This window comes from Desulfobulbus alkaliphilus, assembly GCF_016918545.1.
GTDB classification, from domain to species: Bacteria; Desulfobacterota; Desulfobulbia; order Desulfobulbales; family Desulfobulbaceae; genus Desulfobulbus; species Desulfobulbus alkaliphilus.
In genome coordinates this window covers 171,813-197,698 of record NZ_JAFFQC010000001.1, presented here as the reverse complement: position 1 = coordinate 197,698, position 25,886 = coordinate 171,813, and the positions used below count along the sequence as shown (strand labels likewise).

24 protein-coding genes and 1 pseudogene are annotated in these 25,886 nt (G+C 57.2%); 13 read left to right on the top strand and 12 right to left on the bottom strand.

Features of this window, described 5'->3' with window-relative positions; all coding sequences use genetic code 11:
- Positions 1-278: 278 nt before the first annotated feature.
- The gene (locus tag JWG43_RS00945) at positions 279-737 is read left to right on the top strand and encodes a hypothetical protein (protein WP_205240926.1); all 459 of its coding nucleotides are present in this window, start codon (positions 279-281) and stop codon (positions 735-737) included.
- 169 nt (positions 738-906) lie between these two features.
- On the opposite strand, the gene JWG43_RS00940 is transcribed toward JWG43_RS00945, so the two are convergent.
- From JWG43_RS00940 to JWG43_RS00925, 5 genes and pseudogenes are all read right to left on the bottom strand, one after another.
- Positions 907-1,170: a BrnA antitoxin family protein gene (locus JWG43_RS00940; RefSeq protein WP_205240925.1), complete on the bottom strand. Its 264-nt coding sequence runs from the start codon at positions 1,168-1,170 to the stop codon at positions 907-909.
- The gene (locus JWG43_RS20140; protein WP_371925133.1) at positions 1,163-1,252 is read right to left on the bottom strand and encodes a BrnT family toxin; all 90 of its coding nucleotides are present in this window, start codon (positions 1,250-1,252) and stop codon (positions 1,163-1,165) included. Before JWG43_RS20140 ends, JWG43_RS00940 begins: the two co-directional genes overlap by 8 nt.
- A gap of 109 nt (positions 1,253-1,361) precedes the next feature.
- Positions 1,362-1,430: pseudogene (locus tag JWG43_RS20135) on the bottom strand (BrnT family toxin); the annotation flags it as partial.
- A 126-nt stretch (positions 1,431-1,556) separates the two neighbouring features.
- Positions 1,557-2,600, bottom strand: a complete 1,044-nt coding sequence (gene rtcA, locus JWG43_RS00930; RefSeq protein WP_205240923.1) for an RNA 3'-terminal phosphate cyclase — start codon at positions 2,598-2,600, stop codon at positions 1,557-1,559.
- Positions 2,601-2,865: 265 nt separating this feature from the next.
- Entirely contained in the window at positions 2,866-3,414 is a 549-nt protein-coding gene (locus JWG43_RS00925) for an REP-associated tyrosine transposase (RefSeq protein ID WP_205240922.1), read from the bottom strand.
- A 902-nt stretch (positions 3,415-4,316) separates the two neighbouring features.
- Here JWG43_RS00925 and JWG43_RS00920 point away from each other — a divergent pair.
- The 4 genes from JWG43_RS00920 to JWG43_RS00905 all read left to right on the top strand — a co-directional run bounded on the left by JWG43_RS00920 (position 4,317) and on the right by JWG43_RS00905 (position 10,419).
- Positions 4,317-6,089, top strand: a complete 1,773-nt coding sequence (locus JWG43_RS00920) for an N-acetylglutaminylglutamine amidotransferase (protein WP_205240921.1) — start codon at positions 4,317-4,319, stop codon at positions 6,087-6,089.
- Positions 6,090-6,098: 9 nt separating this feature from the next.
- The gene (ngg, locus tag JWG43_RS00915; RefSeq protein ID WP_240193288.1) at positions 6,099-7,859 is read left to right on the top strand and encodes an N-acetylglutaminylglutamine synthetase; all 1,761 of its coding nucleotides are present in this window, start codon (positions 6,099-6,101) and stop codon (positions 7,857-7,859) included.
- Positions 7,860-8,993, top strand: coding sequence for an osmoprotectant NAGGN system M42 family peptidase (locus tag JWG43_RS00910; RefSeq protein ID WP_205240920.1), 1,134 nt, complete (start codon positions 7,860-7,862; stop codon positions 8,991-8,993).
- A 262-nt stretch (positions 8,994-9,255) separates the two neighbouring features.
- Positions 9,256-10,419, top strand: a complete 1,164-nt coding sequence (locus JWG43_RS00905; protein ID WP_205240919.1) for a DHH family phosphoesterase — start codon at positions 9,256-9,258, stop codon at positions 10,417-10,419.
- Positions 10,420-10,501: 82 nt separating this feature from the next.
- Here the strand turns inward: JWG43_RS00905 and pabB are convergent, their stop codons facing one another.
- From pabB to JWG43_RS00885, 4 genes are all read right to left on the bottom strand, one after another.
- Positions 10,502-12,268, bottom strand: a complete 1,767-nt coding sequence (gene pabB / locus JWG43_RS00900; protein WP_205240918.1) for an aminodeoxychorismate synthase component I — start codon at positions 12,266-12,268, stop codon at positions 10,502-10,504.
- A gap of 94 nt (positions 12,269-12,362) precedes the next feature.
- Entirely contained in the window at positions 12,363-13,547 is a 1,185-nt protein-coding gene (locus JWG43_RS00895) for an acetyl-CoA C-acetyltransferase (RefSeq protein ID WP_205240917.1), read from the bottom strand.
- Between the two features lie 496 nt (positions 13,548-14,043).
- Positions 14,044-14,826, bottom strand: coding sequence for an arsenite methyltransferase (locus JWG43_RS00890; protein ID WP_205240916.1), 783 nt, complete (start codon positions 14,824-14,826; stop codon positions 14,044-14,046).
- A 21-nt stretch (positions 14,827-14,847) separates the two neighbouring features.
- Positions 14,848-15,852: a hypothetical protein gene (locus JWG43_RS00885; protein ID WP_205240915.1), complete on the bottom strand. Its 1,005-nt coding sequence runs from the start codon at positions 15,850-15,852 to the stop codon at positions 14,848-14,850.
- Positions 15,853-16,132: 280 nt separating this feature from the next.
- On the opposite strand from JWG43_RS00885, the gene JWG43_RS00880 reads away from it, so the two are divergent.
- The 6 genes from JWG43_RS00880 (at position 16,133) to minE (ending at position 20,777) form a co-directional block, all read left to right on the top strand.
- Positions 16,133-16,468: an ArsR/SmtB family transcription factor gene (locus JWG43_RS00880; RefSeq protein WP_205240914.1), complete on the top strand. Its 336-nt coding sequence runs from the start codon at positions 16,133-16,135 to the stop codon at positions 16,466-16,468.
- A gap of 57 nt (positions 16,469-16,525) precedes the next feature.
- A complete protein-coding gene (locus tag JWG43_RS00875; RefSeq protein WP_205240913.1) occupies positions 16,526-17,824 on the top strand; it encodes a permease in 1,299 nt (432 codons plus the stop codon).
- An 81-nt stretch (positions 17,825-17,905) separates the two neighbouring features.
- Positions 17,906-18,136 (top strand): thioredoxin family protein, encoded by a 231-nt coding sequence (locus tag JWG43_RS00870; protein WP_205240912.1) that lies wholly within the window; start codon positions 17,906-17,908, stop codon positions 18,134-18,136.
- A 348-nt stretch (positions 18,137-18,484) separates the two neighbouring features.
- A complete protein-coding gene (gene minC, locus JWG43_RS00865) occupies positions 18,485-19,342 on the top strand; it encodes a septum site-determining protein MinC (RefSeq protein WP_205240911.1) in 858 nt (285 codons plus the stop codon).
- 360 nt (positions 19,343-19,702) lie between these two features.
- Positions 19,703-20,512: a septum site-determining protein MinD gene (minD, locus tag JWG43_RS00860; protein WP_205240956.1), complete on the top strand. Its 810-nt coding sequence runs from the start codon at positions 19,703-19,705 to the stop codon at positions 20,510-20,512.
- Between the two features lie 4 nt (positions 20,513-20,516).
- Positions 20,517-20,777 carry a cell division topological specificity factor MinE gene (gene minE, locus JWG43_RS00855; protein WP_205240910.1) on the top strand — a complete coding sequence of 87 codons (261 nt, stop codon included), beginning with the start codon at positions 20,517-20,519 and terminating at the stop codon, positions 20,775-20,777.
- Between the two features lie 226 nt (positions 20,778-21,003).
- Here the strand turns inward: minE and JWG43_RS00850 are convergent, their stop codons facing one another.
- Positions 21,004-22,002 (bottom strand): M28 family peptidase, encoded by a 999-nt coding sequence (locus JWG43_RS00850; RefSeq protein WP_240193286.1) that lies wholly within the window; start codon positions 22,000-22,002, stop codon positions 21,004-21,006.
- 70 nt (positions 22,003-22,072) lie between these two features.
- Entirely contained in the window at positions 22,073-22,786 is a 714-nt protein-coding gene (locus JWG43_RS00845) for a SagB/ThcOx family dehydrogenase (protein WP_205240909.1), read from the bottom strand.
- 78 nt (positions 22,787-22,864) lie between these two features.
- Here JWG43_RS00845 and JWG43_RS00840 point away from each other — a divergent pair, with 78 nt between their 5' ends.
- Entirely contained in the window at positions 22,865-23,506 is a 642-nt protein-coding gene (locus tag JWG43_RS00840) for a TVP38/TMEM64 family protein (RefSeq protein WP_205240908.1), read from the top strand.
- 113 nt (positions 23,507-23,619) lie between these two features.
- On the opposite strand, the gene JWG43_RS00835 is transcribed toward JWG43_RS00840, so the two are convergent.
- Positions 23,620-24,207, bottom strand: a complete 588-nt coding sequence (locus JWG43_RS00835) for a chalcone isomerase family protein (RefSeq protein ID WP_205240907.1) — start codon at positions 24,205-24,207, stop codon at positions 23,620-23,622.
- 176 nt (positions 24,208-24,383) lie between these two features.
- Between JWG43_RS00835 and uvsE the strand changes: the two genes are divergently transcribed.
- Positions 24,384-25,355 (top strand): UV DNA damage repair endonuclease UvsE, encoded by a 972-nt coding sequence (gene uvsE / locus JWG43_RS00830; protein WP_240193285.1) that lies wholly within the window; start codon positions 24,384-24,386, stop codon positions 25,353-25,355.
- Positions 25,356-25,886 lie beyond the last annotated feature (531 nt).

Genomic DNA, 25,886 nt, shown 5'->3' with positions numbered 1-25,886 from the left:
TTTCTTCCTGGATCCGTGAGCTTTCGTCCGTGCGTCAGCTTTATTGTTCGTGACCGTTCGATTAAAGTAGACTTTATCGGACGGTTACGGGCAATGAAGATGGCGCGCAAACGGATGTCCCGAAGGGCGGCTGGTTAAAGTTATCGCCAAGGGTCCCGTTACAATTATAACATTATTACAGTAAGATGTATTAAAAATATGAGTCCAGCCGCCACGGATTCAGGTTCTTGCTGCTGTTGCGGACGTATTTTAAGTAATCAAACAAAGGAGGTCATTCGATGAAAAAAACTTTATTGGCACTAGGTGCGCTCTGTTTTGGTGTCTCCCTGGCCTATGCCGCTTCCCATGGAGGAGGAGTCACATTCCAGAATGATATCAGACCTTTGATGGAACAGCACTGTTTTGCCTGTCACGGGGAGCATGCTCCGCTGCTGGAAGCATTTGATGCCGACAAAGAAAAGTATGAGGCCCTTTCCCAGGGGCCGCGCATGACCACCTTAGAGATGGTCAAGGAATTCGTGAGCGGTGATGATGCCGGCGCGTTGATGCGGCGCCTCGATGACGGCACCAATACCCAGGACGGCTCCCCGGGCAACATGTTCATGTACCTGGGCGCAACCGATGAAGAACGTCAGGAAAATCTGGCTGTGTTCAAGCAATGGGTCGGCCACTGGACCCTGAAGCGATCCCATGAGTTGACCGAGGAGGACCTGGCACAGTTCAAAATGCACGAGTAATGGCTGCACACCTTAAGACCTGGGAGGTCTGATTGTTCAACTCTGCCCCCAGGTCTTTTCTTAAGCCTTGGGCAAGGCGCTCAGTCCCAAAAAACCGTCCTGACTGTCAGGAGCTTGCCCCATTGACCTGATTTACTGAACAGGAACCGCAATCTGTTCCCAAGTGTTGTTAAATCGAATGTAATTCTTCGCGTAATATCTGACGCAACGTTTCCACAGTCAACGGTTCTCCCTGTGTACTCTTGTTCTCTTTGACGACAGCTTCCCGTAGAGCACTGTTGATCAGCGTTTGATAACCGGCCCCGGCTGTGGCTGCTTTGGCTCGGAAGAACTCCAGGATATCATCATCAAGCATGATGGTGATTCGAGTTTTTCCAGATGCAGGCAGAACCGATCCCCGCTTTGCTTGACTGAAATCATATTCTTTACGCATAATACATCTCCATTTCTGCCTTACTTGCCTTACGCGCCGAGATAAGACGAATATTTTCTCCCCGAAAAGTATACACAACCATGAGAAGGATCCCTGTTGCGTCCATCCCCAAAGTTATGAAGCGTTGCTCCCCCTTTGCTTTCCGGATCTTCGATTGTCAATGCCATCGGATCATGGAGCACTTGTTCAGCGTCAGCAAGATTGACACGATGTTTTCGTAAGTTTTCCCTCGATTTTCCAGGGTCAAATTCAATATCCATGTGTTAATTTATGCATATTCAATACATATTGTCAAGGTTGGATAGTGTGCATATCGGTCCGGCAACTAGACATACCTCGCCGCGGTATTATTATCCTTCGTCCTCTCTGTCATCTTTACCTGCTGTTTACCCATCGATCTGGGCAACATCAATCCGATACAGCCCCTGCCACGGTTGCACCGTGAACCGGACCGGCAGAAATTTCTCGATAATCCACATCGCTGTCTGAGCGTGTTGACTCACCCCGCGCACGAAGAGTTGTGATCGGCCCTTTGCCATAGCCAGATAGATGAGTAACTGGTCCGCGGCATGCACATCCACCGCTGCCCCGCAGTCCAGTTCCATCCACAGGGCGTGACCGGCCTCGCTGCCGATTTGCTCAGCGGGAACCCCTTTCCGAGCCACCGCGGCCGCACCCAGGATGCTGGTGGTTGTCCGGGCGGCCAGAACGATCGCACCGCCCGGGCCGGAAGCCAGGGTACCGTCCAGGACATGGGCAGCAATTTGCATCGGCTGATTTTCAGCCAACGTTTCCCGGGCCGCCTGGGCCATTCGTTCGGCAATATGACCGGGCAGGTGGGCGACGTGGGCCGTTCCTGCAATGGTGTGCAGGGTGCCTGCTTCGAAACGCTGCAGCGGCTTAAGGTCTGGGCAGTGATCAAGACCAAACCGTACCTCGCCGCCGCCCCGTGGATAATACCCGCGGCGGATACATTCGATCTCGACCTTGACGCCCATCTGCTCCAGCAAGGGCAGAAACACCAGGCGGAGATAATCCAGGGGTGGTGCCATGGGCACATCGGTGCCGCCGGTGATGGTGAGCCGGCAAGGTTTACCGGCCCGCAGGGCCACCGGCAGGACCGCCTGGAGAACCAGGGTGATGCTGCCCGCCGTTCCCACTTCGAACCGGAAATCCCCGGCCGCAATCCGGCCGGGGCGAAAATACAGTTCGCAACTGTCAACCCTGTCGCCTTGCAGTTCACCCCCGCACAGGGCTGCCACCGCCCGTGCCGCGGCAAGATGCTGTGCCCGCAGCCCGGGCCGGGCCCTCCCTGCCCGGATGCGCGAGAGATGGACGGATCTGCCGGTGAGGGCGGCTAATGCCAGCGTCAGACGGGTAAGTTGCCCGCCCCCCTCACCATAACTGCCATCGATGCTCATTGGCTTCATAACCATCATCTCCAGTGCACATTATCTGTTAACCCTTTGTTTATACGCGATTAGAGCGGTAGGGTGGGCACAGCAGTATCGTGCCCACGCGGTGCCTTACGTTGTTGCTGTTGTTGTCGTTGTCTTACTCGAATAAACTAATTCGGGAATCGCTCCCCCGACAACCAGCACCTATGTTTTCTGCACATCAATCTCTTCTGTCAACCGGGTGGACAAACGGCCGTATCGTCTGCCCACGCGGCTGTTTGCCGGTGTCACAAAATCCTCATGTCCTTACTCCAGGAAGGTCAATATCCATCGCATGGTCACCCCACCCTTGGGGATACATACCGGCCTTCGCATACCGGTGAAATGTTGAAAAAGGCCAATCCACAACCTTGTCAACCCACCCATGCTTGACGGGGTTGTAATGGGTGTAATCTACATATATTCGGAATTCCCTCTCATTTCTGATCCTGTGTTCCCAGAATCGTCGTTGCCATATGGTCGATTCTCTATGCTTCCGTTTTGATGCATTCATCCAGACATCGACATGAAAAAATGATTTGGCCCGTCTGGAAAAACCGGCCTTGATCAGGTTCCAGCGCAGGGAAAAATCGGCACAATCTTCGGGCAATGTCCAGAGGCAATGCATGTGGTCGGGGAGCATAACCCAGGCATCAATGGTGAATGGGTGCTTTGCCCGCACCTCCTGAACAATTTCCCGTAAAATTTGTCTGCTCTTTGCGTGGTCAAACAGGAATCGACGACGATAGGTGACCACGGTAAAAAAATACGTCCCTCCGGCGATGCTGGAGCGGCGATATCGTGCCATACATTCGATCCTCTTTGGTGTATGAAAATCTGCGTGGGCACGAAACTGCCGTGCCCATCCTTGCCGAACTCGTCAATCGACACCGATGCCGTGGTTGGTTGGGCAAAAGGTCGTAGAATTTATCGGCGTGGGCAGGCAAACAGACGCCTACCCACCCTACAAAGCCCACGATATTATTGACCAAACAGCAATCAACACCGATGCTCCGTAGGGTGGGCAAACGGTCGTATCGTTTGCCCACGCGGAACAAGTCACTTTCGTCGTCCTCATCGTACCCGAGAAAATGCTTTGCGAATAGCTCACCCGCCAAGCAGCACCACTATTTTAACACGTCAACCGTCCTGGATCAGCACAAGCCCTTGCCGCATTTGAAATAAAGATGGTCATTTTTTGTCCGTTTCAAGCGTAATATTGACAAATCCCATCAATATGTTATATATACATTTAATTCATATATATTTAATGCATGAATATTTAAAATTGCATATAAAATGCAGTGAACTGATCATATCCGTTGACATACTGCTGCCGACACAGCCGCAGCTGTCTTGCTGTCGCAACATTGCCTGCCTTCCCGGCGGATCACCTGGTCAAGGCAGGTTGGTCAGCCGACGCCCCCTGACATGATCGTCTTCATCCTGCCAACCCGTCAAAACAGACCGTCGCGTCGGCACGACCGGCAGCAGCTGCGATTGTTGACGCAGTTCCTGTTCAGAAACGGCTCTCTTCCCTGACTCTTTGTTGCGCTGGCCAATGGACCCCGCGGAAGAGTACCTCCCATGCCTTGGTTCCATTCGCCGGCGCGCTTGGCCGTTTATCCCCCATCAACACGGCGCCTCGTCTGCATGCAGGTGGATCCTGATCCTGTTCTCGTTGATTTCAATACCGGAGGGCCCAGACACATGTGTGGTATATGTGGTGATATTTCTTTTAAGAGAGTTCCCGCGTCCCTGACCGTTGTCCAGAAAATGATGGCACAAATGATTCCTCGAGGTCCCGATGCGGTGGGGAGTTATATGCAGGGGCCCGTTGCCCTGGGGCATCGACGCCTGAAAATCATTGACCTCAGTGAGCGGGCGCAACAGCCCATGATCGATTCCGAACTGGGTCTGGCCATTGTCTTTAATGGCTGCATCTATAATTATCCTGAATTACGGGCCATGCTCAAGGGGATGGGATACCGGTTTTTTTCCCACGGTGATACCGAGGTCATCCTCAAGGCCTGGCACGCCTGGGGGCCGGATTGCGTCCAGCGCTTCAATGGCATGTTTGCCTTTGCCCTCTTTGAACGCGACAGCGGCCGGCTCATCCTGGCCCGGGATCGGCTCGGCATCAAGCCGCTTTATCTCTGCGAAAAACCCGATGGGCTGCGCTTTGCCTCCAGCCTGCCGGCGCTTCTGGCCACGGGTGATGTGGATACCAGCATCGACCCCGTGGCCCTGCACCACTACCTGCACTGGCATGCCGTGGTGCCGCCACCCCATACCATGCTCCGGGGGATTCGCAAATTGCCGCCGGCCACCATGCGCATCTATGAGGCTGGTGGTTCTTTCCAGGACCATATCTATTGGCGGATGGCGGTGGAACAGAATGAGGAGGACCGGGCGATCCCCGCGGAGGTCTGGCGGGATCAGGTCCTGGGGACCCTGAAAACAGCGGTGCGTCGGCGCATGGTTGCCGATGTACCGGTGGGGGTGCTGCTCTCGGGTGGGCTGGATTCCAGTCTGCTGGTCGGTCTGCTGGCCGAGGAAGGGCAGCGGGGCCTCAACACCTTTTCCGTCGGCTTTGAAGAGGCCGGCGGCGAGAAAGGGGATGAGTTTCAGTACTCGGACCTCATTGCCGAGCACTACGGGACCCGGCACCATAAAATTTTTGTCCCCTCGGCCCGCTTGATCGAGACCCTGCCCCAGACCTTTGCCGCCATGTCCGAGCCCATGGTCAGTTATGATAATGTCGGCTTTTTCCTCCTCTCCCAGGAGGTCAGCAAGCATGTCAAGGTGGTGCAGAGCGGTCAGGGGGCGGACGAGGTGTTTGCCGGGTATCACTGGTATCCGCCTCTGGCCGAGAGTACCGATCCGGTGGCCGATTACTGCCGGGTCTTTTTTGACCGCGATCAGGAGGAGTACAGCCGGGTGGTGCATCCCGACTTTTTCGGCGCGGATTACAGCCGCGAGTTCGTGGCCGCCTGTTTCGAGCATCCCGGCGCACCGCTGGCCATTGACAAGGCCCTGCGCCTGGACACCACCATCATGCTGGCCGACGATCCGGTCAAACGGGTGGACAATATGACCATGGCCTGGGGTCTGGAGGCCCGGGTGCCCTTTCTTGACCATGAGCTGGTGGAACTGGCCGGGCGTATCCCGGCGGAGTTGAAGATCAGGGAAGGGGGCAAGTGGATTCTCAAGGAGGCCGGCCGGCAGGTCATCCCCCACGCGGTGATTGACCGGCCCAAGGGATATTTTCCGGTTCCGGCCCTCAAATATATCCAGGGACCGTATCTTGAGTTTGTCCGTGCAACCTTGACCAATGAGACTGCCCGCCAGCGAAATTTATTCAACAAGGACTATGTCGACCTGCTGCTCGAGGAACCGGATGCGCACATCACCCCGTTGCGCGGTTCCAAGCTCTGGCAGGTGGCGCTTCTGGAAATGTGGCTGCAGACCCACAATATCTGAGGATTCGACATGACGAGCAACGACACAGGTGATTGCGGCAACCCCATGGACCCCTCCTGCATGGCTTCCCTCAAGCATTGGGGCAAGCCGCTCTTTAAAAACACCTCAACCCGGATGGAAAAAGAAGTGAGCGTCGACTGCGGTTGGGGCCGGTTGATTTTTGGTCAGACCTTTACCAGCCCCGAGCAGTTGGCACGAATGATTCGCCGTGAACAGCGCGGCCGACGGGATATCGCCATCTACATGCGCGATCCCCATGTGGTGATCTCCTACGCTCCGCAGGAACTTTTTCTCGATCCCTCCCTGGCTTATCGGCTCGATTTCCAGAATTACCGGTTGCCGCCAGGCGTACCCGGCGGACCGCTTGTCCGGCCCCTGGGGGCCGGCGACGATGCGGCGGCTTTAAACCGGATTTATCTGGCCCGGGGCATGGTGCCCTGCTATGACGGCTTCTATACCAAAACCCTGGAGGATCCCGCGCTGATCGTGCTGGTGGCGCTGGATCCCGATTCCGGGGCCATTGTCGGCGCGGTCACCGGCGTGGACCATCACCAGGCCTTCCGCGATCCGGATAACGGGTCGAGTCTGTGGGCCCTGGCCGTGGATCAGCAAAGTCAGATTCCCGGTATCGGTGAGGCCCTGGTCCGCGAACTGATCATGTATTTCATGGAAAAAGGGCGCAGTTTCCTGGATCTTTCGGTGATGCACACCAACAAGGAAGCCATCGCGCTCTATGACAAGCTTGGTTTCGAGCAGGTCCCGGTGTACTCGATCAAAAAGAAGAACCTCATCAACGAAGCACTGTTCATCGGTCCGGACCCGGAAGAGGAACTCAATATTTATGCCAGGATCATAACCGGTGAAGCCAGGCGTCGGGGCATCGGGGTCGAGGTGCTCGATGCCGAACACGGCTACTTTGAACTGTCCCTGGGCGGGAGAAGCATTGCCTGCCGGGAGTCGCTCTGCGAACTGACCACCGCCATCGCCATGAGCCGCTGCGACGACAAGGTGGTGACCAGGAAAATCCTGGAACAGGCCGGCATGCGGGTCCCAGCCCAGGCGGTGGCCCAATCCAACGAACAGGTCAACGCCTTTCTCGACCGCCATCAGCGGGTGGTGGTCAAGCCGGCCCGCGGCGAGCAGGGGGCAGGCGTCTTTGTTGATCTCGACCAGATCGACGAGGTGCTGGCAGCGGTGGACAAGGCCTCGACATTCTGTGAAAAGGTGATTCTCGAGGAATTTGTCCAGGGCGAGGATCTGCGCATCATTGTCATCGATTACAAGGTGGTGGCTGCGGCGGTACGCAAACCGGCGTGCATCCGGGGCAACGGCACCATGACGGTGCGCGAGTTGATCGAACGGCAGAGCCGGCGCCGGGCAGCAGCCACCCACGGGGAAAGCGTTATCCCTGTAGATGAGGAAACCGTCCGCACCATCGAACGGCAAGGCTTCGCTCTTGATGATCGCCTGCCGGCGGGCCGGGGGCTGCGGGTGCGGAAAACCGCCAACCTCCATACCGGCGGCACCATTCATGATGTCACCGCCGATGTGCACCCGGATCTCAATCAGGCGGCGGAGGCCGCGGCGGTGGCCCTGCGTATTCCCGTGGTGGGCTTTGATTTTCTTGCTCCGGACATCGGTCGGCCCGAGTATGTGATCATCGAGGCCAACGAACGGCCCGGGCTGGCCAACCACGAGCCACAGCCCACCGCGGAACGGTTCATCGACCTGCTCTTTCCGCAGACCAGATATCTGGCGGAGATCGTTTGAATGCTGAACCGCATCGACTCCGCCTATATGGAGCAGATTCTCGAACGACTGCTCCATATCCCCAGTCCTTCCGGCATGACCGACGATGTCGTCCGCGCCGTCTGCTCCGAGTTGGAACAGCTGGCCATCCCCTATGAACTGACCCGGCGCGGCGCTATCCGGGCCCGAATCAAGGGACAACGGGAACATCCCCGCCGGGCGGTTGTCGCCCACCTGGACACCCTGGGTGCCATGGTCAAGGGGCTGAAAAAAAATGGCCGTCTGAGCCTGGTCCCCATCGGCACCTGGTCCGCCCGCTTTGCCGAAGGGGCCCGGGTCACCGTGCATTCCGACAGCCGCCGGTTCCGGGGCGCCATCCTGCCCCTCAAGGCTTCGGGGCACCGCTATAACGAAGAGGTGGACGCCCAGCCGGCGGCCTGGTCCAACCTGGAGATCCGTCTGGATGAGATCTGTTCTTCCCTGGATGTCCTCTGGGATCTGGGACTGCGGGTCGGCGATTATGTCTCCATCGATCCCGGTTATGAGTCCAGTGCCAGCGGCCATATCAATGCCCGCCATCTGGATGACAAGGCCGGGGTGGCGGCAATTCTCGCCGCGGCCAAAGCCCTCAAGGAACAGGACGAGGCGCTCCCGCTGGACTGTTATCTGCTCTTCACCATTTCCGAGGAAGTGGGTGTGGGGGCCTCCCATATCCTCCACGGGGACGTGGCCGAGATGGTTTCCGTGGACAACGGAACCATTGCCCCTGATCAGAACACCATAGAAACCGGGGTCACCCTGGCGATGAAAGATTCAAGCGGGCCTTTTGACATGCACCTGACCCGGCACCTGATCAATCTCTGCATGCAGCACGAAATTGAATTCAGCCGGGATGTTTTTCTCTTTTACCGCAGTGATTCGGCCGCGGCCCTGGAAGCAGGCAATGATATCCGCACCGCGTTGATCTGCTTCGGGCTCGATGCCTCCCATGGCTATGAACGGCTGCATATTCAATCCCTGCGGGCGGTGGCTGCCCTGGTCATGGCCTATCTGCAGTCGCCACCGCTTTTTGCCCAGGATGAAAATGTCATCGGCCCGGAACAGGCCTACCCGCTCATCAACCCGTCATCGGAACAGAGACCGCGGGAGTCCTGACTGCCTGGATCCGTGAATTTTCGTTGACGGATTCAGGTGTCAGCAAAGATTTCGCTGTAATTATACCCTGAGTACAGTAAAATAAAACCCACCCAGAATCCAGCCGTCAGGGATTCAGGAAAGAAAGAGCATTCTATACCACTTCAACAGCGACTCCTGTACTCACCGGCAGATGGATGGTGTGACCTCGGAGGGTCTTCGGTTTTTGCTTGTTTGGACTGCTGGTGAAGGGGGACATCCCTTATTGCTCGGAGGGGGGCATATGGACGAGACGATAAAAGAAGTTCCCGCGGACAGTGAAGCACAGGTTCAACAAACGCAACAGGTTCAACAGCCAGCTCGGCTGGACCTGGCAGAGCAACTGGCCTCACGCCGAGGCGAAAAACATGTTGTCGTGCTCCAGGATTTTCCGGATCCGGATGCCATTGCCTGTGGTTTTGCCCATCAGATCATCAGTCGGGCCTTTGAAATTCAAACCACCCTGGTCCATGGCGGCCGCATCAGTCATCAGCAGAATATCGCCCTGGTGAAATTGTTGGGCATTGAACTGATGCAATATGATACATCCCTGGATTTAACCCAATTCGCCGGGGCTGTTTTCCTCGACAACCAGGGGACCACCGTCGGGACAATCATTGATGACCTGGAAAAAAGCAAGGTGCCGTCGCTCATTGTCATCGACCATCATGAACCGCAGGGTCGACTTGAACCACTCTTCAAGGATATCCGTCCCAAAATCGGCTCGACCTCCTCCATTTATGCGCAGTATCTGCAAAATGGTATCATTGAAATGAAACCAAGCGATAAGACTCATACCCTGATGGCCACCGCGCTGACCCATGGCATCATCACCGATACCAACGGCTTTGTCTATGCCCGGGATGAGGATTTCCAGGCGGCTGCCTTTCTCTCCCGCTACCGGGATGCCGATATCCTGGCCCAGATAATGAATCAGGCCAGATCCAAGCAAACCATGAAGGTGATCCACAAGGCCCTTGGCAGCCGCAAGATTATTGAGAGTTTTTCCTTATCCGGCGTCGGCTATCTGCGCGCCGATGACCGTGATGCGATCCCCCAGGCTGCCGACTTCCTGCTCACCGAGGAAAATGTCCACACCGCCATTGTCTTTGGCATCGTCACCGGCGAAAATTGGGAGGAAGCGATTGTCGGTTCCATGCGCACCAACCGGATCACCATCGATCCTGATCAGTTCATCAAGGAAGTGTTCGGCAAGGATGCCAGTGGGCACTATTTTGGTGGCGGGAAAATGTCAGCCGGCGGCTTTCACGTCCCCATGGGTTTCCTTGCGGGTGGGGAAGGGGGCGATTATCAGGAGCGGAAGTGGAATCTGTTTGACGAGAAGATCACCCAGAAGGTGTGCGCGAAGATTGGCGCCAAACATGGCAAGGATGACAGTAAAACCTGAACAGGACCACGGCGTCACCACCTAACCCATCCATCATACCTGTTGCGATGCCCGCAACCCCGTGCCGTCAGTTCCGGTGCTTTTACGCTGGGCGGACGGAGAGCCTGCCGGCCAGCAGCACTGCCGGATACCGGCCGCGGACCGAATTGATGAGGGCAAATCTCTCGGCACCGCTGAGATCCTCCAGGGTCAGCACCCGTTCTTCCAGGCGGCCGCCATCGAGCAGGTGCTGGCGATGCGTCCCCGCCAGCAGACCGCAATGGACCGGCGGGGTATAGTCCCGGCCGTCGATGGTGACCACGATGTTGGCGATGGTGGTCTCGGTGATTTCCCCCCGGCGGTTATACAGGAGCACATCATCCGCCTCCGGGGGCAGGGCAGCGCGCATTCGTTCATACACCTCCCGCCGGGTGGTTTTGTGATAGAGGAAGACATCGGTGTCGTCAATGGGGCAGGGTGCCGGCACGAGCCGGACAGGTCGCCCGTGGTCGTGGGGTGTGCTCGGGGTTGCCTCGATCTCCAGGCCACCGTCCCGGTCCAGCAGGACCCGGACCCGCTGCGGCACCCGGGCAAATTCCCTGGCCTCAGTCGTCAGTCGTGCCCGCAGCAGATCCGGATCAAAGGGACGGCTGAAGTATTCCGCTGAGGCCTGCATCCGGCGCACATGTTCGGCTAAAAACAGGTATCCCTGTTGCGGAGTCCACAGCAGGGTCTCGAGGAGGGAAAATTGCGGCGGCCGGGTGCGGCAGACCAGGCTTTTCAATCGAGTTTCCTCCCATTCACCCTCCGCGGTGGAATCAGCAGTGATGCCGCCGCCCACGCCGTATTCGAACCTCCCGCCGCGGTGGTCCAGCAGCAGGGTGCGGATGGCGACATTGAACTGCGCCCGCCGGTCGGGGAGGAAAAAGCCGATGGCACCGGTGTAGATGCGCCGTGGCCCGGCTTCCAGCTCGCTGATAATGGCCATGGTCCGGGCTTTGGGGGCCCCGGTGATCGAAGCGGCGGGGAAAAGGGCGGTGCAGATCTCCTGGAAAGAGGTGTGGGTGTGGGTGCGGGCCTGCACCGGCGACACCATCTGCCAGAGGGTGGGGTGGCGTTCCACCGCAAACAGCTCCCTGACCCGCACCGAGCCCGGCTCGGCGATACGGCTGAGGTCATTGCGGACCATATCGACGATCATCACATTTTCCGCCCGATCCTTGCCGCTGTCGCGCAGATGTTGCCCCTGTTCGCGGTCGTCGGCCGTTATCGGGGCCCGGCCAATGGTGCCCTTCATGGGGATGGATTCTATCCGCTCACCGTGCAGGCGGAAAAAAAGCTCCGGCGACAGGGAAAGAATAGTCCAGTCAGGGATTTCCAGATAGCCGCCGTAGGCGGGGGCATGATCCCGGGCCAGTTGGGTGAACAGCGGCCACGTTGCGCCGATTTCCTTGTACGGGGCGTGCAGGCGGTAGGTGTAGTTGACCTGATAGGTGTCCCCGGCGGCGATCAGGGCCTGAATGCGGGCGATGGCCCCGGTGTATTGCTCCTTGCTGACCGTGGCCGTCCAGGCCAGCTCGGGCAGCGGCATGCCTGACTTTTCAAGGTCCACGGGCTCAGGCGGGGGATAAAGGCCGAACCAGAGCAACGGGAAGTGGTCCTGATCACTGAACACCTCCAGGGCCGGATCAAGGGCCGGGGCCGCCTCATAGGCGAGAAAACCGGCGGCGGCCCAGCCCCGGTTTCTCACCAGCAGATCGATTTCCTCCAGACAGGCCGCGACCTCCTCGGTCCTGTGGGCAACAACCACATGCCGTGGTCGGGAAAAATGCAGCCATCGGCCGCTATCTTGATCCCTGAGAACAATCATGCCGGTGCCGATCGCCAGGCGGTGCCGTCTGTGCCGTCTGCACCGCCTGGCGATAGATTTTTCGATGGAGTTTTCGGGAGAGGGGTTGCTGCTTTCAGCGTTCTACAACCGCGGCAATGCCCATGCCGCCCCCGATACAGAGCGTTGCCAAGCCGCTGCGGGCATCACGTTTGCCCATTTCATGCAAAAGGGTCACGAGAATACGCGTTCCGGAAGCACCGATGGGATGGCCCAGGGCAATGGCGCCGCCGTTGACATTGACCTTGGCCATGTCAAACCCTGTATCCCTGGCAACCGCGATACTCTGCGAGGCAAATGCCTCGTTGGCCTCGATCAGCTCGATCTCCTCCAGGGTTTTGCCGGCTTTAGTCAAAGCCTTGGGCGTGGCCGCGGAAGGACCGATACCCATGATGAGCGGATCGACACCGGCGGAGGCATAACCCGTCAGTCTGGCCATGGGGGTGATCCCCAGTTCCCTGGCCTTATCCGCGGACATGACCACAACCGCGCCAGCGCCGTCATTGATGCCGGAGGCGTTAGCCGCGGTCACCATGCCGTCCTTCTTGAAGGCGGGCCGAAGTTTTGCCAGTTTTTCCACGGTTGAGCCCGGGGTCAGGTGTTCGTCGGTGTCAAAACAGATCGGCTCGCCCTTCCTTTGCGGAATCATTACGGGAACGATTTCATCCTTGAAGCGCCCGGCGGCAATGGCTTCTTCCGCCTTGTTCTGCGAGGCCACCGCAAAGGCATCCAGTTCTTCCCGGTTGAGATTCCAACGTTCGCAGATATTTTCCGCGGTCTTGCCCATGTGGCACTTGTTCATGGCGCAGAACAGGCCGTCATGGATCATCATGTCGACCATACCGTTGGCGGGCGCATTCATCCGGTAGCCGAAGCGGGCCTGGGGCAGGGCGTAGGCGGTGGCGCTCATGTTTTCAAAGCCGCCGGCAACGATGATGTCGGCATCTCCGGCCTTGATCGCCTGGGCGGCGAGGATAACGGACTTGAGGCCGCTGCCACAGACCTTGTTGATGGTGATTGACGGCACTTCCTGGGGAATGCCGGCGGCAAGCATGGCCTGTCGAGCCGGATTCTGGCCCAGGGCACCGGAGAGCACGCAACCGAAAATGCCTTCATCGACCATTTCCGGCTGGACACCGGCCCGGGAAAGGGCTTCTTTAATGACCAGGGCGCCGAGTTCCACGGCTGGGACATCTTTGAGGGTGCCGCCGAATCTGCCGACTGCTGTCCGGCAGGCACCAACGAGAACTACTTCACGCATCGCAACTCCTCCTGCAAAGAGGTTCATGAAAAGGAACCGGTCGTGCAAGGCAGGACCGGTGTAATGGATTGTGGGGCAAAAAGGGTGAACGCGGGTCATATCCGTGAGCGGTCAGCCATCTCCCTGAATCCGTGAGCGTTCGTCCGTGCGTCAGCTTCGTTGTTCGTGACCGTTCGATTAAAGTGTACTTTATCGGACGGTTACGGGCAATGAAGATGGCGTGCGGACGGATGCCCCGAAGGGCGGCTGGTGAAAGGTATTGTCAAGGGTTTCTCTGCAATTATAAAATGATTACAACAAGATATAACCGAAACAAGAGTCCAGCCGTCACGGATTCAGGATCACGGATTCAGGAACCGATTCCCGACGAATCCTAACAAGTCTGTCGTTATAAAACAAGAGATGCAACAGCGGAAGAGGAAAGGCGACAATATCATTGTCCTGGATCCGTGAGCGTCCGTTCGCACGCCCCCCGATGCCTGGTCATCCGGAAGGTTCAGCCGAGCGGCTTGACCGCTGTGATGGTGGCGGAAACAATATAGTCGGTGATGGCGACCTCCGTCGGGGCCAAGGTACGGATGAATGCGGCGCTTTCTTCCTGGGGTGTGATTTCGATCCGGGTGAAACCGACGGCCTCCAGTATGGCCCGCAGGTCACCGATCAATGACGCCCCGGCAACGCAACAGGTATAGAGGGTCATGTCGGCTTTGAGATGGGCGGGCATTTCGGCACGGGCGACAATATCGGAGATCGCCAGCCGACCACCGGGTTTGAGTACGCGGAAAGCCTCGGCAAAAACCCTGGGTTTGTCCGGGGAAAGATTGATAACACAGTTGGAGAGCAGCACATCAGCAGTCGAGTCGGCCACCGGCAGGTTTTCGATCTCACCAAGACGAAACTCCACGCTGGTGTACCCATGCTGCTGGGCATTGGCGCGGGCTTTGGTGATCATGGCCGGGGTCATGTCCACCCCGATGACATGGCCTTCCGGTCCGACCTGGCCCGCGGCCAGAAAACAATCGAAACCGGCGCCGCTGCCAAGATCAACCACCACCTCCCCCGTTCTCAGAGAGGCAATGGCCCGCGGGTTGCCGCATCCCAGGCCAAGGTTCGCTCCCTCTGGCGCCGCCCGCATTTCATCGGGAGAATAGCCCATCTCCAGAGAACGGTCCGCCTCCGGAGCACTGCAGCAACCGGGGCCCCGGCAGCTGTTTTCCACGGCCTGGGTGTATCGCTCCCGAACCGCTATCCTGATGGCATCTTTTTCGACTTGGTACATAATGACTCCTGTTTATGTTTTTCATGGCCTTGGTTCAATCCAGGGCAGTAAAGGATCCTCGTCGCAATCGGTGGCTATCGAACAGGCGCCATCAATCGGAGCCGCCGGGGGAATCAGGGGGTCGGTGTCGGAGGTGAAGGAGGAGGTGCCAATCGCCGGGAATACGGTTTCGTGTTGTGCAACGCGCAGACTGGCCAGGTGCTGGAGAATAGCTTGTTCGCCCCTGATGAGCAGATATCCGCCGGTATCCGTATGGATCAGAAGAACCGGAATTTCCTCGATGCCCACGGAGCGGAGAAACGCCCTGTTGGCGGCGGCGGAATAGTCCGGATTCAGGGTCACGCCGGCCACCTCGAGGGAGGATATCGAGTCGGTCGGATTGAAGTGGATGGTCAGGCCGGGGTCGTCGACCATGGCATCGAGGACGGTCTTGCAATGGGGACAGGTGGAGGAAAAGAAAAAATGCGCCGTGGTGGTCGCCGTCGGGCTTGGTCTGCTGGCAAAAACACCGTTGTCAACGGTTTGTGATCCGTCGACGGTCTGGCTGAATTCAAGGCTGAACATAGTCAGGAGCACGGTTGCGAACACAAAGAGACCGGCCAGCAGCTGCCTGATCCCGGCCAGCAGGTTCAGCAGCAGAATAAAGGTGAAAACAATGAGGCAATAGAGGCAGAAAGTGTCGACAACCAACAGCTGAAAACCGATGAGCACTCCCTCGGCGGCCAGGCCGCCGAGGAGCAGCAGCCGGAACAGTTGCGCCCGGATATCGCTTTGACTGCCGGCATAACGCCAGCCCGGTAGAAGGAGGAGAAAAAAGAACAGGCCAACGAGATTGAACAGCAGGGGAGAAACAGTGGTCAGTTGATCGACCACCAGGCACCCTTCGCTTGCGCACAGGCCTTTGCCGCCCAGCAGCAGCATGCCGATTTCGACCGTAATCATCAGAACTGCCAACAGGGTCAGCAACTGACCCAGGCGGAAAGACAGCGCTCTTTTTTTTCGCGGGTATTGTAATTGTGAAGCCATGGTATTGTATCTGAATCCGTAACGGCTGGATTCTTGTTGTGAATATATTTTGCTGTACTCAGATTCTCGGTTCGGCGGCATTTTTTACAATATGCCTTGACCCACCACCCTTCGGGGCCTCCGACCTCTCGCCATCTTCATTGCCCGTAACCGTCCGATAAAGTGTACTTTAATCGAACGGCCACGAGCAACCAGGCTGATGCGGGAACCGACGCTCACAGACCCGGGAACATGATAATTCCCCTTGACTTTAAAGAATGGTTGTTTTACCAAATGACACATGAAAAGGCAACCACCGAACAGCAGGGAAAAAGCCCTGATCGAGGCCAAGGCCAATGTGCTTAAAGCCCTGGGGCATCCGACCCGCTTGTGGATGGCCGAGCAGCTGGCTGATGGGGAAAAGTGCGTCTGCGAGCTGGCCGAATTTATTGACGCCGATTTTTCCACCATATCCAAACATCTGGCCGTGCTCAAACAGGCCGGGGTGGTCGAGGATGAAAAACGGGGGAAACAGGTCTATTATCGCCTTAAAGTTCCTTGCATCATCAAATATCTGCCATGTGTCGAGGCGGTGATCGAAACGAGCGTCAGGGAGCGGGTAGCGCTGCTGGCGTAGGTTTTTTTGTTGAAAAATATATGGTTATTTTGCCAAATAACCAGGTTGGGTTGTGGTATGAGCTGGAAAAATGAGTGGCAATATCTGGCACTGATTGCAGGCGTGTTTCTGGCCTGTTTTTATCTGCCGGTGGGGTATGACCGTTTTGACAACGCCATGCTCGAGGCTTTTCACCTGGTCCGCTGGTATGCCCGGGAGCATGTTCTTCTCTGCCTGATCCCCGCCTTTTTCATTGCCGGCGCCATCGGTGTCTTTGTCAGCCAGAATGCGGTGATGCGATACCTCGGGGCCAGAGCCAATAAAATTCTCGCCTATGGGGTGGCTTCGGTTTCCGGGACGATTCTCGCCGTCTGCTCCTGCACCATCCTGCCCATGTTCGCCGGTATTTACCGCATGGGTGCCGGGCTTGGTCCGGCCTGCGCTTTTCTCTATTCCGGGCCGGCCATCAATGTGTTGGCCATTGTGCTCACCGCCAGGGTGCTGGGCCTGGAGATGGGCATTGCCAGGGCCGTGGGCGCCATTTTCTTCAGTGTTGTCATCGGTCTGGCCATGGCTTTTATTTTCCGTGGCGAAGAGCAACAACAGCAAGCCCTGCAGATGGCCATGCCCGAGGAGGAAGCGAAACGGACGCTGGGGCAGAATAGCCTGTATTTTGCCGCCATGATCGGTATTCTGGTTTTTGCCAACTGGGGACAGCCGCAAGAGACAAGCGGGATCTGGGCCGCTGTCTACGATGCGAAATGGTTTCTGACCGCGGCTTTTGCCGCGGCTCTCGGCCTGATGCTGGTGCGCTGGTTTCAGATGCGGGCCTGGCAAATCGCCGCCATTGCCGCTGTGGTCGCCATCCTGGCCCTGCTGCTCCCGGAGCATCCGGTAGTTGCCTTTACCGCCGGTTTTATCGGCCTTTCCATTTTTATCAGCACGGATAAAGGGGAATTGGGGGACTGGTTTACCACCTCCTGGGGATTTGCCAAGCAAATCCTGCCCTTGCTGCTTTTTGGCGTCTTTATCGCCGGTGCCCTGCTCGGCCGGGTCGGTCAGGAGGGGTTGATCCCTTCCGAGTGGGTGGTCTGGGCTGTGGGCGGCAATTCGCTCCAGGCCAATTTTTTCGCTTCATTTGCCGGCGCCTTGATGTATTTTGCCACCCTGACCGAGGTGCCGATCCTCCAAGGCCTTATCGGCAACGGTATGGGCAAGGGCCCGGCCCTGGCCCTGCTGCTGGCCGGCCCGGCTCTGAGCCTGCCCAATATGCTGGTGATCAACAGTGTGCTCGGCATCCGCAAAACCGCCACCTTTATCGTCCTGGTGGTTGTCATGGCCACCTTCAGCGGCTATTTCTACGGAACATTTTTTTAACTTCCGCCAGGAGCTTTCCTTCCGGTTGACATCGGTTTAAGGGACAGTTCCACGGCACCCTGAAAACACAAGGAGCAAACAATGAAAATTGAAATTCTCGGACCCGGATGCGCCAAGTGCAACAAACTGGCGGAAACCGCAAAAGCCGCCGCCGATGAACTCGGGGTGAAGTATGAGCTGGAAAAAGTATCCGACGTCAATCTGATCATGGGCTATGGCGTGATGATGACCCCCGGTCTGGTCATCGATGGTGCAGTGAAAAGTGTTGGTAAAGTGCCAAGCATCGAAGAAATCAAAAAAATGATGCAGTAACAATCTTGCGTCTCGGCGAGTTTTGTCGTCCTCCGCACTCCCCCGCAGGAACCCACCCCGGGGCGATAGAGCCAGCACAACAAGGGAATCTGCTTTCGCCCACGGGGTTGGTCTGTGATCGCTCATGGTGGGTTTCTATAAAGGATTGCTCCCCGTCCACCATCCGCGGGCAAATGCTTGCTCCCCGCTGTACCTGCCACTCTCCCATGATTTTCACCAGACGTCCTTCGGGGCGGATCCAGGATGATTGCATCACCAGGACTTGCGGAGCGCAGAGTAATGGTTGAGATTTGCGGTCTGAGTTTGTATATGATATGGCCTTGAATTCTGCCGAACAAGGATCGTTCCATGAAAACAGACAATACTTCCTCTGAGCATTCCGCTTTTGAGCTGAAAGGCAGTGTGCTCACAGTCATGGTGTTGCATGTCAGAGAGGTCGACCCGGACCTGCTCTCCTCGCAGCTGCGCAAAAAAATAAACCAGGCCCGGGCCTTTTTTAAAAATGCGCCGGTCATCATCGACCTCAAGGGGCTTGACGAAGAGCGGCAGGCCGCGGTAGATATCCTCTCCCTTGCTTACACAATCCGCGGGCTGGGGCTGGTTCCCGTCGGGGTCCGCGGGGATGAAGCCGACATCGAGATGCGGGCCCATCAGGCAGGGCTGGGCGTGCTGCCCGCGGCAAGGGCGGAGAAAGCCGTCGCCATACCGGAAGAAAAGAAGCCCGTCGAGCAGGAGCCGCCACAAAAGTCACCAAAAAAGCCACCACAAAAGGAAGAAGCGCCACCAGCACCATCGCCCCCGCCGGGACCCGGAATCTCTCCAGCGGTTGAAACGGCGGCGGACCAGGAAGCTCCCGTCGTCGCAACCCGGGTGATCACCCATCCCATTCGCTCCGGTCAGCAGATCGTGGCGCCCCACGGAGATCTGGTCATTCTCTCTTCGGTCAACGCCGGGGCGGAGGTTCTTGCCGCCGGCAATATTCATGTCTATGGCACCCTGCGCGGCCGGGCCCTGGCAGGCACCGGCGGGAATACCAGCGCGCGAATTTTCAGTCTGCAGTGCAACCCCGAACTCGTTGCCGTTGCGGGGGAATATGTGGTCAACGAAATGCTGGATAAACGATTTCTCAATCAGAGCGTGATAATTTCCCTCGAGGAAAATGGCCTGCGCTTCAAAGCCATAGGGACCTTTACCCCCTATGCGTGAACCTGGACCCGTGAGCGTTCCTCCGTAAATGAGGTGTTGGTGAATGGTTATTATCAAGGATTCCGCTGCAATTATAAAATGATTACAGCAGTATATATTCAAAAAAAGCGTCCAGCCGTCACGGATTCAGGAATACTGCAGTGCGGGATAATCCCGCCCATGGTATAATCAAACCTTTTTTCAAGGTACTCGTCCTGTACCTGTTCCCCGGCAGGCAGTCTGGGCCTGCATGGAGAGGGGGAGCTTGAATAATCGTGACCGTTCACCGGGTCGCAGGGGAACGACTGCAAGACCTGAACAATCCCTGAGGAGCCGTACTCGATGAATGAGGATAGATTCCACCAAAAGGAGGAACCGAAGTTGGGAAAAGTGGTAGTAGTGACATCCGGCAAAGGTGGAGTGGGCAAGACGACCACCAGTGCTGCTTTTGCAGCGGGACTGGCGCTGCGCGGGTATAAAACGGTTGTTATTGATTTTGATGTCGGTTTGCGCAACCTTGATCTGATCATGGGCTGCGAACGTAGGGTGGTGTACGATCTGCTCAATGTCATCCACGGGGAAGGTTCGCTCAATCAGGCCTTGATCAAGGATAAACGGGTTGGCAACCTGTTCATTCTGCCCGCCTCCCAGACCCGCGACAAGGAGGCCTTGACCCTGGAAGGGGTCGGGGAGGTTATAGCCTCCCTGCAGCAGAATTTTGAATTTATCATCTGTGACTCCCCCGCCGGCATCGAAAAGGGTGCGATCACCGCCATGTATTATGCCGATGAAGCACTGGTGGTCACCAACCCCGAGATTTCCTCGGTGCGTGATTCGGATCGGATTATCGGTATGCTGGCCAGCAAAACCCGCAGAGCTGTCCAGGATATGGAGCCGGTCAAGGAGTACCTGGTGGTGACCCGCTACGATCCGATCCGGGTCGATCGGGGCGATATGCTCAGTGCCGATGATGTGCGGGAGATCCTGGCCATTCCTTTTCTTGGCGTGGTGCCTGAGTCCAAAGCGGTTCTTGCCGCCTCCAACTCGGGAGTTCCGGTGACCCTGACCGCCGAGTGCGATGCGGGGGAGGCCTACCTTGACATGGTGGATCGGTTTTTGGGCAAGGATCGGCCTCTTCGCTTTATGGAAGCTCCCAAAAGAAGCTTTATATCCCGCATATTTGGAAACTGATGGTATGAAATTCCTAGATTTTTTTCGATCGAGGCGTCCCAGTTCCGCTTCTCTGGCCAAAGAGCGACTCCAGATTATCGTTGCCCATGAGCGGCGGCATGCATCGACACCGGATTTTCTGCCGCGACTGCAGAAAGATATTGTTGAGGTCGTGCGGAAATATATCCAGATCAACGAAGATCAGATCAAATTATCCTTGGATCGGAAAGGGGATTGTGAGGTGCTTGAACTCAACATTTCCCTGGCGGAGCCGAGCAGGAAATAGCCGCATCCATCCAGGTCCTGTCTGCACCGGCGGTGGCCCACCCGGCACTGCACCCGTCTGTCGGGACAACTGCCCTCGGCGCGGACATTGATCGCCTGCTGATCACTCTGCCACCGTTTTCTGTTGTATGAGCTTCCGGTTGCGGCCGGTATGTTGGGGGTGTTGTTTTGTTTACTGCGTTGTTTCCGTAGGAGCTCACCATGTGGGCGATAAAGCTGCGTACGGATCAGCGGCTATCCGCGGCGAGGAAAAAGAGCAGCAGGCTGCGGACCAGTTCCGCCATGAAGTCGATGTCCAGGGTCTCCATGGTGTCCGAGGAGAGATGATAGTGGGGGTTGCGGTAAAACGCGGTGTCGGTGATCATCACCGCCTTGAAACCCTGATCCCAGAAGGGGGCATGATCACTGAGGCGAATGGCCGGCATGAGCCAGCCATTGAAGGGCACTGAGAGGGTAATTGCCGGCAGCGCCGGGTTGTTGCTGAACGCGTCCATCAGGGCGGCAGTGAATTTTCTCGAGCGAAAGTTGCCGACAATACCGATAAAATCCCCTTTTTTCGGATACTTCATAAACTGCAGAGGGAAGGGGTAGGACTGGCACCCTTCCCGGTGGCAGGTGTAGCCCACCATTTCCAAGCAGATCATGCCTGTCAACTGTTCCTGGTTTGCTTTCATGGCGCTGGCATGGACCTTGCTGCCCATATACGAGGTGGAAAACACCGGTGGTTCCTCCAGGGCAAAGGCAACCAGGCGGATGGACAGGGACGGATCCAGCAGGTTGCGGTTTTCCTGAAGAACTTCGGCCAATTCAAGGAGAACGGCGACCCCGCTGGCATTATCATCGGCACCCACGGTACCGGCAACCGAGTCGTAATGGGCTCCGACCAGATAGCGTTGGGTCGAATGTTTGCCCGGATTGATTTCGCCAATCACGTTGGCAACAGGGGTGCCCTTGTAGTCGTAGGTCTCGAGGGTTGTCCGCAGGCCGATGCGCTGGAAAATCTCCTCGAGAGCGTCCCGGGTCTGGGCATGGTTTTCCCAGCGGCGGACACTGCGCTCGCCGATCTCCTTGGTGAGAAGATACAGGTGCTGCTCGATACGCTGCTTGCTGATGTCTTTGTCAAACCGAAGATCGGTCATGGCGGCCTCGCTGACAGAGAAAGTGCCCGCAAAAGCGAGGCACAGGGTCCAGATCCGGATCCGGGATAAGAGGGTTTTTTCCAGCATGCTGCTACGTTTATCAAGCTTTTGAATGGTAAGCGGTCACAGGGTTCCTCGGGCCGCTTACCCTAATCCGTCACCGGCCGACGGGGATGAGATATAAAGGCGTTGAGCCGGATTCCAGTTCAATCACCTGGCGGACAAGATCGTCCTGGAAGGCGCCGATAACCACGGAGCCAAGGCCCAGGGCGACGGCCTGCAGGGTGATGTTCTGGGCTGTATGGCCGGCTTCGATGTGCGCGTACTGCTCTCCGCGCGGGCCGTATCTCCCGGTAATGCGATCATAGACGGCGGTGAAGAGGATGGTGGCCGGGGCGTCACGCACCGGGAGCTGTCCCAGAGCGGCTCGACTGAGCTGGGGGCGTATGTCTCCGGAAGCTTTCTCGATCAGGGCATGACTCTGGGGGACATACAGATACACCCCTGGCTCCAGGTCCGTCACTTTGCCGGCAATCAGATAGGTGTCCAGGGGGTACAGCGCACCGGCCGAGGGCGCGGTTCTGAATCCCCTGGTATGGGTGACGCCCTGCGCGGCCCAGAGCAGCTGGGCCACCTGGCTCAGGGTCAGGGGTTCATCGTCGAAATCACGCAGGGAACGTCTCTGCAGCAGGGTTTGTTCAAGGGAAACGCTGCCATCAACCACCGGGGCCGGCAGGGGGATGAGCGGTTGTTGCTGATCGAGGGACATAGCCTTGCCTCCTGAAGCAAAAAGAAGGATGGCGAACACAAGCAATCCGCTTGATTGCCGCCATGGAATCGTGCTGACCAGTTGAGAAAAAAATCGGTGCATGTAACCCTCCTTGATAACGAAGTATCCCGCCACTATAAACCCCAAACAAGCCTCCATCCGTCACCGATCCAGGGTTTCATGAAAGATACCATAAAACTACTGATTCTGCCCGGCGTACTCCTTGCCGGCATCGTTGCCCAGCAGGCCGGCTATATCGATCTGACAGGCCAGCTGGAAAAATTTGAGGCAGTGGCGCAACTCTGGTGGATGATGTTGCTGGTGGTCCTTATCCAGGCGGTGTTGTACGCCTTTGCGCTTCCCGGCTCCCTGCTTGTAATCAGTCTGGCGGCCGTCTATCCGCCCTGGGTGGGGACAATGCTGGTGGTTGCCGGCGGCCTGCTCGGCGCTCTGGCGGCCTATTATTTTTCCGCCTGGCTGTCCCCGGTGTGGACCGCCAGAATCGCCCGATTCAAGGGGTATCAGCTGCTCAAACAGAATTCAGGATTTTTCCAGCTTTTTGCGCTGCGCTGTTTTCCCGGGTTTCCCCATTCCATCATCAATTACAGCTCAGGGATTCTCAAGGTCAAGCTCGGTCCCTTCGTGTTGAGTACTGCGCTGGGATATGCCTTCAAAGGCTATATTTATTGCTCCGCCGTGTATCACGCCACCCATATTCAGGAGAGCAGCCAGGCCATTTCTTTCGCCACCCTTCTGCCGCTGTTTTTTCTTGTTGCCTTCTCGATGATGGGGATCTGGGGCAAAAAGGCGCTGAAATTATAGCAATGGTCCCCCGGTCGGCGATCCATGGCACCGTACATATCCACCGACTGCCTTGCGTGTTCCAGTGTTCCAGGGAAGGCAAGACCACCTGCCGCGGGAACCCGGTCAACCATTCATGGACCCCGCAGCAGATCCCGCTTCAGTTTATTGTCAAGGGGCTCCCGCCCCAGCCAGACACCGAAATAGGCGGCAGCGAAATCAGCGCCCTCGATGGTAACTAGGGGTTCGTCGTTCAAGGTCAGTACCGTTCCCTCGCCGGGGGCATAGGTGAGCGCATACCGGTCACCGGCTTGGACATCCCGATACGCGGCATTGAGGCGGTCGATGCGTTCCTGCACTGCTGCAAGCTCCGCCGCGGTCAGATTACGTTCCAGAACCGGAGCCGCGCCTTTGGCGAAATCATCCTTAGCAAACGACATCAGGTAGGCAATCTCCAGGCGCTTGGGCACATCGGTCAGCACATCTGCCCCGGGGGCCGAGGCAGGCAGATACAGGGCCGCGACATAGACCTTGATGAATCGCAGATAACGAAGCAAGGCCGCATTGCGCAGGGGCACGGACTCGCCGCCAATGGTGACCCGGTCGGCAAAGACGACGTTTTCAATGGTCACTGTCTGAGCCGCTGCCCGGGTGATCAAAAGCGGGAATACCAGAAGCAGGCAGAAAAAGGGCAGGGCGCAAACGGTGCGACGAGACGTCATGGTCTTCTCCCGGAAGTGGATGCATCAAATTGTACCTCTCTGCCTGGACTTCCTCCCCGGCGAGAGGCGATGAGCCAAAGACTGCCTGACTTGGAAAATCGGACTCGTTATCACAATAGCACACTCTGCTATGGTTGCAAGCAGGATCCATGGGATATCTGGAGAGGTGGGTGAGGATGCGTTTAGGACTGTGCTGTCTGTTCAAAGAGGAACCAATATCGTTTCGGACCACCACGGCCAGGGCGCTGTCGACCCTGCCGCGCGGGGAGCAGTTGCGCAAGCTCTCCCATATCTGTCGCAACAATGCGGAAAACCTGCTCCGTGCCGTGGACACCGTTGCCCGGCTCGGCATCGGTGCTTTTCGCATCATGTCGCCCTTGTTCCCCCGTATGACCCACCCCGAGGTCGGTTATTCGCTGGACCAGCTCCCCGATGGACAAGGCATTGCCCAAGTGCTGACCACAGTCCGTGATACCGCCCAAAAAAAGAACATCCGTCTCAGTTTTCATCCGGATCAGTTTGTGGTGCTTCCCTCACCGCATCCGGCGGTGGTCGCCAGCTCCATCCAGGAGTTGGAGTATCAGGGCCGGCTGGCGGCAGCGGTGGGCGCTGATGTCATCAATATTCATGTGGGTGGGGTGTATGGGGATAAAGGGCAGGCCCTGGAGCGTTTTGCCCGGGTCTTTGCCCAGCTGTCGGACAATGTCCGCAGCCGCCTGACCCTGGAAAATGATGATGTCAGCTATACGGTGACCGACCTGCTGCCGCTGTGCCGGCAACTCTCCATTCCCCTGGTCTACGATGTGCATCACCACCGCTGCAAACCCGACGGCTTATCTGTTGAAGAAGCGACCCGGCTGGCGGAATCGACCTGGCAGGGGTCAGGCCGGGAGCAGTACTGTCACCTCTCATCCCCCAAATTCGGCTGGAAGGGAACATATCCCAAGGCCCATGCCGATTATATCGATCCGGCCGATATCCCCTCCTGCTGGCTAGGGCGAGCCATGACCGTTGATGTCGAAGCCAAGGCAAAGGAACTGGCCGTGCTGCGACTGATGGCTGATCTGCAGCAAAAGCGGCTCGATAAAATCGTACCGGGGAGCAGCGAGGTTGGTGACGCGGGGGGAGGGGTAACCTTGAATCGGTGAGCGTGTGGATGGATGCCTCGAAGGGCGGCTGGTGGAAGGTATTGTTAAGAATTCCGATGCGATCATAAGATGATGCCAACAAGATCTACCCAAAACAAAAGCCCAGCCGTCACGGATTCTGGGGAAAGATAACCGGGGATCCAGCGGATCGTCCGCTGTATCCCCGGGAACTGCTCTAGTCTGGGCTATTTCTTCACCATATCCTGGCCGCAGCACTGCAAGGGCACACTGCAGCTGTCCGCACTGCCTGACCCACAAGTGCACACCTTGACAACGCTCAATTCAAGACCGCATTTCGTGCACATGTAAATGTCACCCTGTTTCATGTTCGCACAATTTGCCATGTTGTTACCTCCTTGATCAAAATAATGTGGGCATGGAATTTCTTCCTGCTTCGGTTCAGCCTATAGGATAATGCAGGATATATCGAAAAAAAAGCTCTTTTCGTCTTCATTCGGGGCAGTTTCTGCCTATTGCTGCTGCATGGGCTGCTGCATGGGTTGTTGCATGGCGTCCTTTATCCTCGCCCAC

Bases quoted from the DNA above. Each gene is read 5' to 3' on its own strand.
- JWG43_RS00945 (WP_205240926.1), top strand. From the start codon at position 279: ATGAAAAAAACTTTATTGGCACTAGGTGCGCTCTGTTTTGGTGTCTCC.
- JWG43_RS00940 (WP_205240925.1), bottom strand. From the start codon at position 1,170: ATGCGTAAAGAATATGATTTCAGTCAAGCAAAGCGGGGATCGGTTCTG.
- JWG43_RS20140 (WP_371925133.1), bottom strand. From the start codon at position 1,252: ATGGTTGTGTATACTTTTCGGGGAGAAAATATTCGTCTTATCTCGGCG.
- rtcA (WP_205240923.1), bottom strand. From the start codon at position 2,600: ATGAAGCCAATGAGCATCGATGGCAGTTATGGTGAGGGGGGCGGGCAA.
- JWG43_RS00925 (WP_205240922.1), bottom strand. From the start codon at position 3,414: ATGGCACGATATCGCCGCTCCAGCATCGCCGGAGGGACGTATTTTTTT.
- JWG43_RS00920 (WP_205240921.1), top strand. From the start codon at position 4,317: ATGTGTGGTATATGTGGTGATATTTCTTTTAAGAGAGTTCCCGCGTCC.
- ngg (WP_240193288.1), top strand. From the start codon at position 6,099: ATGACGAGCAACGACACAGGTGATTGCGGCAACCCCATGGACCCCTCC.
- JWG43_RS00910 (WP_205240920.1), top strand. From the start codon at position 7,860: ATGCTGAACCGCATCGACTCCGCCTATATGGAGCAGATTCTCGAACGA.
- JWG43_RS00905 (WP_205240919.1), top strand. From the start codon at position 9,256: ATGGACGAGACGATAAAAGAAGTTCCCGCGGACAGTGAAGCACAGGTT.
- pabB (WP_205240918.1), bottom strand. From the start codon at position 12,268: ATGATTGTTCTCAGGGATCAAGATAGCGGCCGATGGCTGCATTTTTCC.
- JWG43_RS00895 (WP_205240917.1), bottom strand. From the start codon at position 13,547: ATGCGTGAAGTAGTTCTCGTTGGTGCCTGCCGGACAGCAGTCGGCAGA.
- JWG43_RS00890 (WP_205240916.1), bottom strand. From the start codon at position 14,826: ATGTACCAAGTCGAAAAAGATGCCATCAGGATAGCGGTTCGGGAGCGA.
- JWG43_RS00885 (WP_205240915.1), bottom strand. From the start codon at position 15,852: ATGGCTTCACAATTACAATACCCGCGAAAAAAAAGAGCGCTGTCTTTC.
- JWG43_RS00880 (WP_205240914.1), top strand. From the start codon at position 16,133: ATGAAAAGGCAACCACCGAACAGCAGGGAAAAAGCCCTGATCGAGGCC.
- JWG43_RS00875 (WP_205240913.1), top strand. From the start codon at position 16,526: ATGAGCTGGAAAAATGAGTGGCAATATCTGGCACTGATTGCAGGCGTG.
- JWG43_RS00870 (WP_205240912.1), top strand. From the start codon at position 17,906: ATGAAAATTGAAATTCTCGGACCCGGATGCGCCAAGTGCAACAAACTG.
- minC (WP_205240911.1), top strand. From the start codon at position 18,485: ATGAAAACAGACAATACTTCCTCTGAGCATTCCGCTTTTGAGCTGAAA.
- minE (WP_205240910.1), top strand. From the start codon at position 20,517: ATGAAATTCCTAGATTTTTTTCGATCGAGGCGTCCCAGTTCCGCTTCT.
- JWG43_RS00850 (WP_240193286.1), bottom strand. From the start codon at position 22,002: ATGCTGGAAAAAACCCTCTTATCCCGGATCCGGATCTGGACCCTGTGC.
- JWG43_RS00845 (WP_205240909.1), bottom strand. From the start codon at position 22,786: ATGCACCGATTTTTTTCTCAACTGGTCAGCACGATTCCATGGCGGCAA.
- JWG43_RS00840 (WP_205240908.1), top strand. From the start codon at position 22,865: ATGAAAGATACCATAAAACTACTGATTCTGCCCGGCGTACTCCTTGCC.
- JWG43_RS00835 (WP_205240907.1), bottom strand. From the start codon at position 24,207: ATGACGTCTCGTCGCACCGTTTGCGCCCTGCCCTTTTTCTGCCTGCTT.
- uvsE (WP_240193285.1), top strand. From the start codon at position 24,384: ATGCGTTTAGGACTGTGCTGTCTGTTCAAAGAGGAACCAATATCGTTT.